This is a genomic window from Nocardia sp. NPDC057668, assembly GCF_042799795.1.
In the GTDB taxonomy this organism is placed as follows: domain Bacteria; phylum Actinomycetota; class Actinomycetes; order Mycobacteriales; family Mycobacteriaceae; genus Nocardia.
The window spans coordinates 723,648-738,010 of the sequence record NZ_JBHVIC010000002.1 but is presented as its reverse complement, the minus strand read 5'-3'; the positions used below and the strand labels follow the sequence as shown (position 1 = coordinate 738,010).

Annotated in this window: 13 protein-coding genes; 9 read left to right on the top strand and 4 right to left on the bottom strand. The window is 69.6% G+C overall.

All coding sequences use genetic code 11. The features are described 5' to 3' along the window. Positions 1 to 8 precede the first annotated feature (8 nt). Both ACFVBH_RS16170 and ACFVBH_RS16165 read right to left on the bottom strand, forming a co-directional pair. Entirely contained in the window at positions 9 to 1,553 is a 1,545-nt protein-coding gene (locus ACFVBH_RS16170) for an MDR family MFS transporter (RefSeq protein ID WP_379002268.1), read from the bottom strand. A gap of 247 nt (positions 1,554 to 1,800) precedes the next feature. Continuing rightward, positions 1,801 to 2,223 (bottom strand): hypothetical protein, encoded by a 423-nt coding sequence (locus ACFVBH_RS16165; RefSeq protein ID WP_379002267.1) that lies wholly within the window; start codon positions 2,221 to 2,223, stop codon positions 1,801 to 1,803. Positions 2,224 to 2,363: 140 nt separating this feature from the next. Between ACFVBH_RS16165 and ACFVBH_RS16160 the strand changes: the two genes are divergently transcribed. The 3 genes from ACFVBH_RS16160 to ACFVBH_RS16150 all read left to right on the top strand — a co-directional run bounded on the left by ACFVBH_RS16160 (position 2,364) and on the right by ACFVBH_RS16150 (position 4,677). Then, positions 2,364 to 3,098 (top strand): hypothetical protein, encoded by a 735-nt coding sequence (locus ACFVBH_RS16160; protein ID WP_354989402.1) that lies wholly within the window; start codon positions 2,364 to 2,366, stop codon positions 3,096 to 3,098. 68 nt (positions 3,099 to 3,166) lie between these two features. Continuing rightward, the gene (locus ACFVBH_RS16155) at positions 3,167 to 3,943 is read left to right on the top strand and encodes a helix-turn-helix domain-containing protein (RefSeq protein WP_354989401.1); all 777 of its coding nucleotides are present in this window, start codon (positions 3,167 to 3,169) and stop codon (positions 3,941 to 3,943) included. A 149-nt stretch (positions 3,944 to 4,092) separates the two neighbouring features. Continuing rightward, positions 4,093 to 4,677: a hypothetical protein gene (locus ACFVBH_RS16150; RefSeq protein WP_379002265.1), complete on the top strand. Its 585-nt coding sequence runs from the start codon at positions 4,093 to 4,095 to the stop codon at positions 4,675 to 4,677. A gap of 167 nt (positions 4,678 to 4,844) precedes the next feature. Here the strand turns inward: ACFVBH_RS16150 and ACFVBH_RS16145 are convergent, their stop codons facing one another. Next, positions 4,845 to 5,147 (bottom strand): hypothetical protein, encoded by a 303-nt coding sequence (locus ACFVBH_RS16145; RefSeq protein WP_379002264.1) that lies wholly within the window; start codon positions 5,145 to 5,147, stop codon positions 4,845 to 4,847. A 136-nt stretch (positions 5,148 to 5,283) separates the two neighbouring features. Here ACFVBH_RS16145 and ACFVBH_RS16140 point away from each other — a divergent pair, with 136 nt between their 5' ends. From ACFVBH_RS16140 to ACFVBH_RS16130, 3 genes are all read left to right on the top strand, one after another. Then, the gene (locus ACFVBH_RS16140; protein ID WP_379002262.1) at positions 5,284 to 5,739 is read left to right on the top strand and encodes a helix-turn-helix domain-containing protein; all 456 of its coding nucleotides are present in this window, start codon (positions 5,284 to 5,286) and stop codon (positions 5,737 to 5,739) included. 39 nt (positions 5,740 to 5,778) lie between these two features. Then, positions 5,779 to 6,396, top strand: a complete 618-nt coding sequence (locus ACFVBH_RS16135; protein ID WP_379002261.1) for a PIN domain-containing protein — start codon at positions 5,779 to 5,781, stop codon at positions 6,394 to 6,396. Between the two features lie 105 nt (positions 6,397 to 6,501). Then, the gene (locus tag ACFVBH_RS16130; RefSeq protein ID WP_379002260.1) at positions 6,502 to 9,120 is read left to right on the top strand and encodes an ATP-dependent RNA helicase; all 2,619 of its coding nucleotides are present in this window, start codon (positions 6,502 to 6,504) and stop codon (positions 9,118 to 9,120) included. A 183-nt stretch (positions 9,121 to 9,303) separates the two neighbouring features. On the opposite strand, the gene ACFVBH_RS16125 is transcribed toward ACFVBH_RS16130, so the two are convergent. After that, the gene (locus ACFVBH_RS16125; protein WP_354989395.1) at positions 9,304 to 9,753 is read right to left on the bottom strand and encodes an SgcJ/EcaC family oxidoreductase; all 450 of its coding nucleotides are present in this window, start codon (positions 9,751 to 9,753) and stop codon (positions 9,304 to 9,306) included. 148 nt (positions 9,754 to 9,901) lie between these two features. Here ACFVBH_RS16125 and ACFVBH_RS16120 point away from each other — a divergent pair, with 148 nt between their 5' ends. The 3 genes from ACFVBH_RS16120 (at position 9,902) to ACFVBH_RS16110 (ending at position 14,357) form a co-directional block, all read left to right on the top strand. Continuing rightward, entirely contained in the window at positions 9,902 to 10,846 is a 945-nt protein-coding gene (locus ACFVBH_RS16120) for a hypothetical protein (RefSeq protein WP_379002259.1), read from the top strand. A 135-nt stretch (positions 10,847 to 10,981) separates the two neighbouring features. Continuing rightward, positions 10,982 to 13,093 (top strand): glycosyltransferase family 39 protein, encoded by a 2,112-nt coding sequence (locus ACFVBH_RS16115; RefSeq protein WP_379002258.1) that lies wholly within the window; start codon positions 10,982 to 10,984, stop codon positions 13,091 to 13,093. A gap of 130 nt (positions 13,094 to 13,223) precedes the next feature. After that, positions 13,224 to 14,357 (top strand): BTAD domain-containing putative transcriptional regulator, encoded by a 1,134-nt coding sequence (locus ACFVBH_RS16110; protein ID WP_354989392.1) that lies wholly within the window; start codon positions 13,224 to 13,226, stop codon positions 14,355 to 14,357. The last annotated feature ends 6 nt before the right edge of the window (positions 14,358 to 14,363 follow it).

Here is a 14,363-nt window from a genome sequence, read left to right as displayed (position 1 = left end):
CTCGGCGCTCAGTCCTTGACGAGCTGCGGGGCGATGGCCGCCTGGGCGGTGATCGCCTCGGCCCCGTCGGCGACCGACTGGCCGTCGACGCCGGACGTGGCCGGCTCGGCATCCGGGCCGTCCGGGCCACCGTGGCCGTGCGGATCGGCCGAGCGATTCGGCAGCAGGACCGCGGCCACGATCACCAGCAGGGACAGCGCGGCCGAGACGCCGAACGCCAGGCGCATGCCATCCAGCTGCGCGGACACCGGATCGGCGCCGTCCTCGATCAATGACGTACTGCGCGCGGACATCACGGTGACCACGAGGGCGGTGCCCAGCGCGGCCGCGACCTGCTGCAGCGTGCCCAGCATCGAGCTGCCGTGCGAATACAGCTGCGGCGGCAGCGCGCCCAGGCCCAGGGTGAAGACCGGGGTGAACGACGCGGCCAGCGAGATCATCAACAGCACGTGCAGCGCGAGCAGCTGCCAGTACGGCATGGACGCGGAGATCTGCGTGAATCCGGCCAGCGCGGCGGTGATTCCGATGGCGCCCGGGATCACCAGCAGCCGGCCGCCGAAACGGTCGAAGATCCGGCCGACGGTCGGTCCGAGCAGGCCCATGGCCAGACCGCCGGGCATGATCAGCAGACCGGTCTCCAGCGGGGTGAGCCCGCGCAGGTTCTGCAGGTACAGCGGCAGCAGGATCATCGAACCGAGCATGGCCAGGAACGCGATCGCCATCAGGGTCAGCGCCTTGGCGTAGGTGCCGACCAGCAGGACGCGCAGGTCCAGCAGCGGAGTGCCCTTGCGCTGCAGGCTCACCTGGCGGACGCCGAAGATCACGATGAGCGCCACGCCGGCCAGCACGGTCAGCGCGGGAGCGGTGACGTCGTCGGGGCTGAACTTGCTCAGGCCGTAGACCAGCGAGCCGAAGCCCAGCGCCGCGAACGCCACACTCGACACATCGAGAGCGCCGGTCTGCGGTTCCCCGATGTTCTCCAGCTGCCGCAGGCCGAGCCAGGTCACCAGGCCCGCGATGGGCAGCATGAGCACGAAGAGCCAGCGCCACGAACCGATCTGCAGCACCAGGCCCGAGATGACCGGGCCCATGGCCGGGGCCACCGAGATGGCGAGCGTGACGTTGCCCATGACGCGGCCGCGATCGTGTTCGTGCACGACCGTCATCAGCGTGGTCATCAGCAGCGGCATCATGACCGCGGTGCCGCCCGCCTGGATGACGCGACCGACCAGCAGGATCGCGAAGGTGGGCGCGATCGCGGACAGCGCGGTGCCGAACAGGAACACGCCCATGGCGATCGAGTAGGCGCGGCGGGTGGTGACCCGCTGCAGGAACCAGCCGGTGGCCGGGATGACCGCCGCCATGGTGAGCATGAACGCGGTCGAAACCCATTGCGCCGAGCGCTCGGTGACGTGCAGATCACCCATCAGGCGCGGAATCGCGTTGACCATGATGGTCTCGTTCAGGATGACCACGAACGTGGCGAGCGAGAGCACCCGGATGACCGTGGGAGTCCGCCCGCTGGTCGCTGGGACGGATGAAGCGGCGGGCATGCGGGTACCTCCGGGTATTCGTGATCGAACGAGTGGCAGGTGGCCCGGGAACGAGGGGATCTGCCGCTCCGGCGCCACATCAGATGAGACGGGGACTGTTCGCTCAACTGATCGGTTGGGCCCGAGTATTCCGGGTCACACCGACAGAAATCACTCGGTTTTCCGCGTCAGCTGATCTTCAGCACACTCGTACGTTCATGCTCACCAGCACTTTCTGTCGGCGGTGAGGGGTGAAAGGTGGCCCAGGTCACGATGCCGGGCGGGTGTCCGTATCCGGTGCGCCGGGGTCGATGCGCTCGCGCAGCCAGCCCGGTCCGACGGTCCGCGCGCCGAGTTCGGCTACGCGTTCGCGCAATCCGCGATCGGCGGTCACCACGGTGATGGATCGATGTGCGTCGGCGGCGCGCGCCGCCGCGACCGCCGCGACGATGGCGTCGTCGCCGGAGCCGGAAGCGGTCACGATGTCCAGACCCGGGAACGCGGAATCCGCGGCCGCCTTGGCCGCGCCCTCGAGGATCACGGTGATCGCGGCGGGCTCGTGCGGCGCATAGGCGGCGATCCGGGTCAGCAGCCTCCGGGCCGCGCCGGCGCGATCGCGCCACCAGCCGTCGGGCCGGGAGCCGACCACGTTGGCGGCGTCCACCACGATCAGCGCGGGCCCGTTCGTCATCACTCGGACAGTGTGCGCGATCGAGTGAACGACGTTGTCTCCGACGCTGATTTCGATGATGTGTCAAATTCTCGGACCCGCCCAACTTGGGTGGGCTCCCGGGCTGCGGGCCGAGTCCCGGTGCTGCAGAATCGGAACAAATGGCACTACGTCTTAGTGTCCACTTGGCGTGCGCGCATGAACGCGTATCCTCTTCCCCCGTGTTGGGCTTTAGTCGTCGTATATCCGCGCATGGCACGCTGGCGCGCATGATGGCTGGCGCGAGCGGCACGCAGCGGGACTGTGCGGCGCTCTGTGTTGCCATCGAACGCCGGATGGCGATTCGTTTGACCGTGGGACCCGTTGCGGGAGAAGGGCATCGGGTCGTCGACCTACTGGCCTCGCTACTGCGGCACAGTCGCACCGTCGTCGGGGTGTGGGAGCTCGATCCCAGCCTCACCGACGAGCTGCCGGGCACCCTGCGGCTGCGCGAGATCGAAGCCTTCCTCGCGCTGGCGCGCCGGATCGTGCGCGAATCGGATCAGATCAGTCCGCCCGATCCGACCGCCGTCGATCGGCGACGGGTTTGGGACGATCTCGATATCCTGCTGATTCGAGCCGACGCGCTGGCCGAGCAGATTGTGCGGGTCGTACCGCGACAGTACGACACCGTCGAAGGGTCGCAAGAGATTTCGCGCATGCGCTTGGCGACCCATGCCGACACCCTGGTCGAAGCGGCGCTGCTGATTCGATCCGCGGTGCGCGAGGCGCTGCGGGTGGCGAGCCCGGACGCGGACGCGCTGCGGCTGGCCGCCACGGCCGATGCGGTGCTGGAGCTGGCTCACGGGCTGGCCGAGGACTCGTGTTCCATTGCGCGCCAACGTATTCAAAGCTGATACGAGAGAAAGAACAGGGGAACGCGATGCGAGCCGTTCCGGCCGATTCCGGCGGAAGTGAACATAAGATGCTGGGCAGCTACATGCAGCGTCAGCGGCTCGAGCAGGGACTGACGCAGGCGCAGGTGGCCGCCCGATTGTTCATGTCGAGCTCAGGGTTCGAGAAGTACGAGAACGGGCAGCGGGTGCCGACGGTGGCGACCGTGCGCTCCTGGTGCACCGCGCTCGGTCTGCCCCGGTACAAGCGCCGCAAGGTGTGGTCGATCGTCATGGGCGAGGATCTCTCGGTCGCGGCCGGCGCCCTGGAACCGGTCACCGCCGCCGAGCTGAACCTCATGAACCGGATGCCCGGTCCGGCGTTCCTGCACCGGGTGCCCGAGTACTACGTGCTGGGCGCCAATGCCATGGCGATCGAGATGTTTCCGTGGCTGGACCCCGCCCTGGGCACACCCGAGCAGCCCGTCAACGTCATCGTGCAGATGATGACCGACCCACGCGCCCGGGAGATGCTGGTGAACTGGGGCACCATCGTGCACCGGCTCGTCTACATCCTGAAGGAGAATTCGCTCGGCATCGTGCCGGAGGCCCAGATCGCCACGATCCGCGAAGCCTGCCAGTCGAATCCGCTGTTCGATCGGATGTGGGACACGGCCATGCCGCCCGCGACCTACGACGACGACACGGTTATCGTGCGCTCGCCGGACGGGGAGGACATCTACTTCCAGATGGACTCGCTGCGCTGGGCGCACCCGTGGCGCGACATCGAGATGTTCAGTCTGACGATCCGCAACGACGAGGATTTCCCGCATCTGCACGAGACGCTGCCGGGCATCTTCGCCTGGTAGTCCGGGTTCGATACCGCCGGAACACAGCTTGTACCAGCGGTATCCGCCCGTTGCCGCCCCGATTTTCAGGGGCATGCCCGGCGCTAACGATCCACTTCGGCCCGCTATATAGACAACAGTGTTCGTCGTTGTGGAAACGAATCCGGGAGATGAAGATGCGAGCAGTAGTTATTGCACTGGCGATCGTCGCGGCGGTGGGCGGCATCGCGGGCTGCAACGATGATCAGGTGCCCGCCGGGGCGCCGGGCGCCACCGCCCCGACCACCGTGGCGACGGCCCCCGGCGCCCCGGGTACGGCGGTGGCGACCACGCTGCCGACCCGCGACGACGCGAACGTCGACGCCCGCGACTTCGCCCAGGGCGACCAGTTCTACTTCCAGTCGCCCAGCGGAAACATCATGTGCGGCTTCATCAACACCGGCGGGATCGGCGTGGGCTGCCAGCTGGCCCAGGTCACCTCGGTCCCCGCGGAGCTCCCCGGCTGCGGCTACGCCGAGAACAAGAAGGTGGCCGCCGAGATCTTCAACGGCGCCCCCCGCTTCCGCTGCCTGAGCCAGGGGATGTTCGTGGGCAGCCCGACCGACGGCTCGAACAAGGGCGGCGGCAAGATCCTGCGCTACGGCGAGACGATCATCGTGCGCGGAACGGCCTGCACCTCCATGGAGTCGGGGGTGCGTTGCGATACGGGCGGCCGCGGTTTCGTGGTCGCTGCCGAGGCTCAGTCCCTGTTCTGACCGGTCCCGGTCCGCAAGTCCGCGCTCCCCGCCTGGTCGGCGGGGAGCGCTGTGCTGTGCGGGCTCGGACTCGCCGGGGCCGAGGTGGTTTCGGGTGATCGCGCCCGAACGCGAAATGTCCTCGGCGGACTCACCGTGAACTGCCGATTCTGCCGATCACGAGGATGTCATCGGGTCGGAGGTTGTTCCACGTGCGCGAGCAGCGGGCGCACCAGGGCGACCGCCGCGGATCGGGGGGCTTCGGGATCGTCGGCTACATAGCGCAGGAACCCCTGCTGGAAGCAGGCGCCCATCAGGAGCGCGGCGATGGCGTCGGCGTCCGTGTCCGCGCTGACGCGCCCTAGGTCCTGCTCTGCGCGCAGGTAGGCGGCCAAGTTCTCGACCGGTGCGTGCGGTCCGGCGTCGTATGCGCGCATGCCGTCGCGGGTGGCTGCCATCAGCGTGGGCTGCGCGGCGATCGAGGCCATCATGGGGAACCCGCGCTGGTAGAACCGCAGACCGCCGTGTGATCCACTTGCAACCGGAGATCGTTGCACTTATAAGTGCAACTCGAGTAGTCTGGGTGTCTACCAGGCATAACTCTGAGCTGTCCGAAAGGAGTGAACCGTGGCAGCGTTACAGCGAGGTGCTCGAGCCACCGTGGCCGTGAGCCCACGTGAGGCAGAACAGGCACGCGCCGTCCGTGACTTCCTGGGCGAACACCAATCGGGGCCGACCGCGATCACCGTCGGGGTCGGCGCACAAGAGACCCTGGCGATGCCGAGGGAGCTGGCCGAGCTGGTCGTCAAGCTGGTGGATCTCGTCGGTCGCGGCTGCACTGTGACGATCGGCAGCATCCCGGCCGAGGTCACGACCACCGTGGCCGCCAGCATGCTGGACATATCGCGGCCATCTTTGATGAAACTTGTTCGCGAGCAGCTCATCCCGTCTCACAAGGTCGGATCGCACACTCGCCTTTACAGCAAGGATGTGCTGGCTTACCGTCGGGCGCAGCTCGAACGGCAACGCAAGGCTTTTCGTGAGCTGCGCGCGCTGGAGGAAGAGTGGGGAGCTCTCGACTGATCCCTCGTTGGTGATCAGCCCGCCCGTTATCATCATCGGATGGCCAGCGGGCGGGTGCAGAGAGTTCTTGCGGACGCAAACATCTTGTACTCGAGGACATTACGAGACTGGGTGTGTCTGCTTCATCAGCACAGCGAGGGCAGTATGTTCACGGTCTGTTGGACCGAGGACATCATGGCGGAAACGGTCTATCACCTTCGCAAGAAGAACCCTCACTACGGGGACCACCAGGTCGGCGGGACGCGCAGAAGAATCGTGGGCGCGCTCGGTGAACACAACGCGATCACCGGGTACAGCATCGATAAGACCTGCTCATACCCCGACCTTTTCGATGCGCATGTGCACTGTGCCGCGATCCACGGACGCGTCGACATCCTGCTGACAGCGGATACCGAAGGGTTCAAATTCGATAATCTCGATGAGCTGCCCTACGAGGTCTACAGCGCGGATGACTACTTCCAGCTCGTTGATGACTCGCAGCCGGAGGTTGTCGTCGCTGTCATGGAGGAGCAGCTGCGGTACTGGGTCCCCAAGAAGGGCAAGTCTCTCCCGGAGGCTCTGCGTGCAGCTCAGGCGCCCGGGTTTGCAGAGCGTATCCGTTTGTATTTGCAGTCTGCCGACATCGAACGGATTCTCAGCGCCGAGGACGATTTCTAGCCCCGGTAGACAGCAAGTGGTGCGTGCACAGTCGGTTCGGGGTCGGAACCACCGTGGGGAGAGGGGGTGATGAGGCGGTAGGGGCGGGGTTGGAGACTGGTGGAGATGAAACTTCCTGAACTTCCTGAACTGCCGGTGCGGGGGGCGCTCGACGAGATCGTCGGGACGCTGGGGGCCGCGGGGGCCGCGGTGTTGGTGGCGCCGCCGGGGGCCGGGAAGACGACCTTGGTGCCGCTGGCTTTGGCGGCGGGGAGCAGTGGGCGGGTCGTGGTGGCGGAGCCGCGGCGGCTGGCGGCGCGGGCCGCGGCCGCGCGGATGGCCGCGTTGCTGGGGGAGCCGGTGGGGGAGAGCGTCGGGTATTCCGTGCGGGGGGACCGGCGGGTTTCGGGGCGGACCCGGGTGGAGGTTGTCACCTCCGGGTTGCTGGTGCGGCGGTTGCAGGGGGATCCCGAGTTGGCGGGGGTGGGGACCGTTGTGCTGGACGAGTGTCACGAACGGCATTTGGACGCGGATCTGTTGTTGGCGCTGCTGTTGGACGCGCGGGGTGGGTTGCGGCCGGATCTGCGAGTCCTTGCCACCTCGGCGACCGTCGCCGCGGATCGGCTGGCGGCCCTGCTGGGCGGGGACGGCGGGAGCGCGCCGGTCGTGGAGGTGACCGGGCGCGCGTATCCGGTTGGGCTGGAATATGTTCCGGCCCTGCCCAGGGAACGGATCGAGGCGCAGGTGGCCCGGGCCACGCGGGCGGCGCTGGCCGGCGGGGACGGGGATGTGCTGGTTTTCCTGCCCGGGGCGGCGGAGATTCGGCGGACTGCGGGGCTGTTGAGCGGGCTGGGGGACGTGGACGTCGTGCCGTTGCACGGGCGGCTGGCGGCGGGGGCGCAGGACGCGGCGCTGCGGCCGGGGGCGCGACGACGGGTCGTATTGTCCACGGCCGTGGCCGAATCCAGCCTCACCGTGCCGGGGGTGCGAGCGGTCGTGGACTCCGGACTGGCTCGGGTGCCGCGCGTGGATCACCGGCGCGGGCTCTCCGGCCTTGCCACGGTGCGGGTTTCGGCGGCGGTCGCCGAACAGCGCGCCGGTCGCGCCGGTCGCGAGGCTCCGGGGCGCGCGTGGCGTTGCTGGCCCGAATACGAGCACGCCACCCTGCCCGCGTACCCCGAACCCGAGATCCGCACCGCCGACCTCACCCGCCTGGCCCTCGAATTGGCCTGCTGGGGAACACCGGACGGCACCGGCCTGCCGTGGTGGGACGCACCGCCCGTCGGGGCGCTGACCGTCGGCCACGAAACCCTCCGCGCGCTCGGGGCGGTCGAGCCGACGGTGCGATCGGCAGATACCCAACCGAACCTGCCGGCTGCACTGGCGCTCGCGTCGGACGATCTTCCCGCCGTCGATGCCGAGTCAGAATCCGAAAGCGTTATAGAACAACGCGATTCGTCCGACGCAAGCCCGAGTGTCGACCCAGTTCGAGACTGGGGCGCGGTCACCCCGCGCGGTCGTGACATGGCCGCCCTGGGCCTGCACCCCCGCCTGGCCCGCGCCCTGCTCGACGGCGCCGCCGAGGTCGGGGCGCGCACGGCCGCCGAAGTCGTGGCACTGCTCGACGACGACACCCTCGCGCCGAAAACCGATCTGGTGGCGGCGATCCGGACGTTGCGCGCCGACCCGCCGCCGCGCTGGAAGCGCGAGGTCGATCGCCTGACCCGTCTCGTCGACGGGGGATCGGTGCGGGGGCGGCGATCGGGGCTCGGAGACGACCCGGCTTTCGTTGTGGCGCTTGCCTATCCGGAGAGATTGGCGAGGCGGCGGGGAGTCGGATCGGCCAGCTATCTGATGGCGGGCGGGACGGCGGTCGTGTTGCCCGCGGGATCGGGATTGGGGGACTCGGAATGGCTGGCGGTGGCGGGGGCCGCGCGGAATCCGGGGCGGGCCGAGGGTGTGGTCCGGCTGGCCGCGGGGGCCGACGTGGAGCTGGCTCGGCGGGCCGCACCGTCGTTGGTGCGGACCCTGGACGAAGTGGACTGGGTCGACGGAGACGTGGTCGCGCGGACCGTACTGCGGCTCGGGGCGATCGTGTTGTCGGAGAAGGGATTGCGGAATCCGGATCGCGGGCTGGTGACGGCCGCGCTGCGGCGGGGGCTGGCGGCCGGCGGGCTCGGCATGCTGCGGTGGAACGCCGACGCGCTCGGGCTGCGGCAGCGGATGGGATTCCTGCATCGCGAACTGGGTGAACCGTGGCCGGACGTCGAAGACGCCGCGCTGCTCGAGAATTCGGAAGCCTGGCTCGGACCCGAGCTCGCCACCGCCACCCGGCGTGCCGATCTGGAACGGATCGACGCGGGGCAGGCGCTGCGGCGGTTGCTGCCGTGGCCGGCGGCGGCGCGGTTCGAGGAGCTCGCGCCCGAGCGGCTGGAAGTGCCCTCCGGCAGCAAGATTCGAGTCGACTACGCCCCCGACGTGCCGGTGCTCGCGGTCAAGGTGCAGGAGATCTTCGGCTGGGCCGAGCCGCCGCGGCTCGCCGGCGGCCGGGCGCCGATCCCGTTGCACCTGCTCTCGCCCGCGCAGCGACCCATCGCCGTCACGGCCGACCTGGCCTCGTTCTGGCGCACCGGCTGGCCGCAGGTCCGCGCGGAGTTGCGCGGTCGCTACCCCAAACACGCCTGGCCCGAGGACCCGTCCACGGTGTCCGCCCATCGCGGCACCGCCCGCCGTGCCAATTCCTGAGCCCGGCAACGCTGTTCGAGGCGCAGTGCGCCGATTTTGCACCCGCGCAACGGATCGGCTTGGGCGGAGTCGAAACACTGTGGCGGACAACGAGCCGGGCCCGCGTCGACTTCGCGACGCGGGCCCGGTGAGGTTCTCGCGCCCCGCCGAGGGGTGTACGGGCTCGGCGGGACGCGGCCCGGGTCATTCGGCCCGGGGGATCAGGGTGTTCTGGCGGGCGACCGTCCACCAGCGGCCGTTCTCCTTGACCAGGACGTACAGGGCGACCATGGCGGGCTCGGGATGGATGAGCTCGCCGGTGGGAGTGGTCTCGTAGGCGAGTTTGTGCGCGAGCGCCAAATCCGGCCGGACGAAGGTGATGTCGGCGACGTCGTAGCGCGCGTACTCGTCCTTCAAGAATCCGGCGAACCCGGCGCGTGATGCTTCGCGCATGGTGTCGATGCCGTGCATGACGCGACCGACCGCGTTGCCCACCGCGGCGTTCGCCGCGAAATCGGCCGCGAGCAGATCGGCGTCATTGCTGTTGAACGCCGTCTGAGCGTTGGCGATGATCTGCTCGATAGCGGCGATATCGGCCGTGTGGTCGGCGCCGATGTCTTCGATGACCGGGGCGGTGGCGGGTGCGGTACTCATGAAAGAGATCTTGGTACCTGAACTTATGTTGAGGTCAAGGGGGTTCGGTGAGTGAGCCGGGTCACTCAATCGCCGGTTGCATATACCCCCTGGGGGTATTAACTTTCTGGGTGTAGGAACACCGAGAACGTTGAGAGAGGCCGAGATCATGACCACCCACGAACACGCCAACCACACTCAGGCCCCCGCTGTTCACAACGCGCATGCCGAGCACGGCGCGCACGCTGCCCACGGCGGCAACGCCGCCCACGCGGGCCATGACCACCACGTGGGTCACGCCGGCCACCAGGCACCCCCTGCCCACACGGAACACGAGGCCCACGCAGCCCATGCGGGCGCAGCCGAACACGGCGCGCACGCCGCCCACGGCGGCGGCCTGCCCGGCGGCCTGCAGATCACCCAGGACGGCTACACCCTGGACCTGGCCGAAACCATCGTCCGCCAGGGCGAATTCGACCTCCGCTTCCGGATTCTCGGCCCCGACGGCCGCCCCGTCACCGACTACACCCCGATCCACGATCGCGAGCTGCACCTCATCGTCGCGCGCCGCGAGCTGACCGGCTTCTGGCACGTGCACCCCACCCTGGGCCCCGACGGCACCTGGGCCGTGCGGATCACCCTGCCCGAGGCCGGCGCCTACCGCGCTTTCACCGATGTCGAGCCGCGTGCCCTGGGCCGGACCATCACCCTCGGCGCGGATTTCGCCGTCGCGGGCGCCTACGAACCGCAGCCGGTACCCGAGCCCGATCGCGTCGCGGTGATCGACGACTACACCGTCACCCTGGACGGCGACCTCGTACCCGAGCAGGGCGAACTGCTCACGCTGACCGTGCGCAAGGGCGGCGAGCCCGTGACCGACCTGCAGCCCTACCTGGCCGCCTTCGGGCACCTGGTGATCCTGCGCGCGGGCGATCTGGCCTACATCCACGTCCACCCGAACGGCGCGCCCGGCGACGGCGTGACAGCACCCGGTCCGGACATCACCTTCCACACCGTCGTCCCGGGTCCCGGAACCTACCGGCTCTTCCTGGATTTCAAGCACGGCGACACCGTCCGCACCGCCGCCTTCACCCTCCCTGCCCGCCGGCTCTGACCCCCGTTCTCGTCGCCGTCGCACTCACAGCCAACTCGCAGCCGAGCCGCAGATTCGCCACAACCGGCGGATCTAGGCTCCGCGAGTCGAACTGGGCCGAATGCGAATCCGAGCGATCGGGGAAGGGCTGTGGGCATGACGGAGACCGGTGTGCGGGCGGAGGTGGCCGCGAGGCCCGACAGCGGTGAGTCCCGCTGGGCAGCAATGATTTCCACCCCCGAGGGCAGTCCGCGCTGGGAGCGCCCCGCGCTGGCCGCCTTGCTCGCGGGGACCGCCGTGCTGTACCTGTGGGGCCTGGGCGGCGCGGGCTGGACCAACCAGTACTACGCGGCCGCGGTGCAATCGGGCACCCTGAGCTGGAAGGCGCTGCTGTTCGCCTCGCTCGATCCGCAGAACGCCATCACGGTCGACAAGCCGCCCGCCGCACTGTGGGTGATGGGCCTGTCCGGCCGGCTCTTCGGCTTCGGTTCGTGGTCGATGCTCGCGCCGCAGGCCCTCATGGGCGTCGCGGCGGTAGGGCTGCTGGTGGCCGCGGTCCGCCGCTGGTCCGGACCCGCGGCCGGGCTGCTGGCGGGCCTGGCGCTCGCGCTGACCCCGGTGGCTGCCATGATGTTTCGCTACGACAACCCCGACGCGCTGCTCACCCTACTGCTCGTCGCCGCGGCGTACTGCACGGTGCGCGCGATCGATGCCGAAGGCGCGCACTGGTTCTCGGCGAGCACCGGCTGGCTGACCGCCGCGGGTGTGCTGATGGGCCTGGGCTTCCTGACCAAGATGATGCAGGCTTTCCTCGTGCTGCCCGGGCTCGCGCTGGTGGTGCTGGTCGCCGGGGCGGGCGGGTTCGTCGCGCGGCTGCTGAAACTGCTGACAGCCGCTGCGGCCGTGGTGCTTTCCGCCGGGTGGTACGTGGCGCTCGTGGCGTGGTGGCCCGCGGATTCGCGGCCGTATATCGGCGGTTCCAGCGACAACAGCCTGTGGGAACTCGCCATGGATTACAACGGTCTGGGCCGCGTCTTCGGAAACGGCGGGGCACGCCCAGCGATGCCGAGTCCGCCCGCCGGCGGCGAATTCGCCGGTGGCTTCCAAGGATTCGGCAGTCAGGCCGGTCTGACACGCCTGTTCACCGGCGAACTCGCCACCGAGTTCTCCTGGCTGCTGCCCGCCGCGCTGCTCGCGCTCGTCGCCGGGGTGTGGTTGACCAGGCGTGCGCCGCGCACCGACCGGCAGCGGGCCGCGCTCGTCCTCTGGGGCGGCTGGCTGCTGGTCACGGCGGCGGTGCTCAGCTACATGAGCCGCAGCTTCCACTCGTACTACAGTGTCGAACTCGCACCCGCCATCGGCGCGCTGTGCGGGATCGGCGTCACCCTGTTGTGGTCGCGCCGTGCCGATTTCGCCGCGCGGCTCACCCTGGCCGCGATGGCGCTGGGCACGGGCCTGTGGACTTTTCATCTGCTGGACCGCACCCCCGACTGGCTGCCCTGGCTGCGCTGGAGCCTGCTCGCCCTCGCGGCGCTGACGGCCGCGGCCCTGCTGAGCGCCGCCGGATTCCGCCGCGCGGGCATCGTGATCGGCGCCGCCGCGGTGATCACCGGTCTGCTCGGTCCCACCGCCTACGCGGTCGAGACCGTCGCCCAACCGCATTCGGGCGGCAGCCCGCTGGCCGGCCCGCCGCGCGCGGCCCGCGGCCCGATGCGCGCGGCCCCCGCGACCGATCCGCTCCTGGACGATCTGCTCACCGCGGCCGGAACCCGCTGGGCCGCCGCCGCGGTCGGCGCCTCCGATGTCAGCGCGATCGAATTGCGCACCGGTGCACCGCTACTGGCCGTGGGCGGCTTCAGCGGCCACGACGGCGCACCGACCCTGGCGCAGTTCCAGCGGTACGTCGCCGGCAACGAGATCGGCTACTACCTGGTCCGGCAGCGCGGCGGCGACGAGCGCGGGCGGAACGGCGGTGACGCCGAGGGCTCCGAGGCGGCGAGCGCGGCCGGTCCCGCCGGGAACGGTGCGGGCGGGGCGCGGATGAACCGGGTCGAGAGGTCCGCGCCGGATGGCCCGGGCGCAGCCGGTGAGAACGCCCCCGGCCCCGAATCCGCCATGGGCGGTTCGCAATCCATGACCCGCGAGCGTCTGGGGCCCGCACGCCCCGCCGCCGAGCAGTCCGACTCCGCCGCGATCACGGCGTGGGTCCGGGCCAATTTCCCGGTCACCGTCCTGGGCGACCTGGAGGTCTTCAAGCTCACCGGCTAGTCCGAACGCGCAGAAATCCGATCAGTCGGTACTTATTTGGACAGTATTCGGTAACGGACACCGGCGGTGCGACGAGGAAAAAGTTACAGTGGCGACCGAGAGTCGCGGGGCGGTCGTGAGGAGTTCGGCGATGGCCGAGGTGCGCGCAATGGTGGGGGTGCTGGGTCCGGTACAACTCACCATCGACGGGACGCCCCAGCAGTTGGGCGGTCCCAAGCAGCGTGCTGTCCTGGCCTACCTGGCAATCAACGCCAACCGCCCGGTCTCGGTCGACGCCCTGGCCGCGGCGGTATGGGAGGAGACGCCGCCGCCGGACGTGCGGGTCAGCCTGCACGCGATCATCTCCAATCTGCGGAAACCCTTGCGCGACGGCGGTATCGACGCCCGCACCGTGCTGCAGCACATGGGCACCGGCTATCGCATCGTGGTCGACGACGCCGCCTGCGACGTCTTCCGGTTCCGGACCCGCCGGGAGAACGGCCTGCGGGCGCTGGCCGCCGGGCGCTTCGGCCAGGCTGCCGAGTCGCTGTCCGAGGCCCTGGCGCAGTGGCGCGGGCCGGTGCTCTCGGATCTGCGCGGGCTCGGTTTCGCCGACGCCTACGCGGTCGCCCTCGACGACGAGCGGATCGGTGTCATCGAGGCCCGCGCCGAAGCCGATATCGCGCAGGGCCGCGCCGAGGCGGTGATCGCGGAGCTGGCGCTGCTGGTGCGCGAGCATCCGCTGCGGGAATCGCTGTGGGAGCAGCTGATCACCGCGCTGTACATGGCCGGGCGGCAGTCCGACGCGCTCGAAGCCGCCCGCCGGGTGCGTTCCACCCTGGCCGAGGAACTCGGCATCGACCCGGGTCACCGGCTGCGCGAACTGGAAGCGCGCATGCTGCGCCAGGACCCGTTGAGCGTGCGCTCGGTGGGCGCGGCCTCGGCCACCCGGGCCACCACAATCGTCGATCGGAGCTGGCACGAGCCGCAGGCCATCCTCAAGGACCGGGACGGCAACGTGTACCCGATCGCGGGGACTGCCACGCGGATCGGGCGGCTGTCCGACAACGACATCGCGCTGCCGGACGGCCGGGTCAGCCGCCATCACGCGCTGATCGTCGACAACGGCATGACCTACGTCCTGAAGGATCTGGCCTCCTCGAACGGCGTCTACGTCGATGGCGCCCGGGTGGTGGACAGCATGATCCTGGCCGACGGGGCGCGGGTGCGGATCGGGGACACCGAGCTGGTGTTCACCCTGGTGCGCGCCGGGAAGCGGGATTGACAGCGC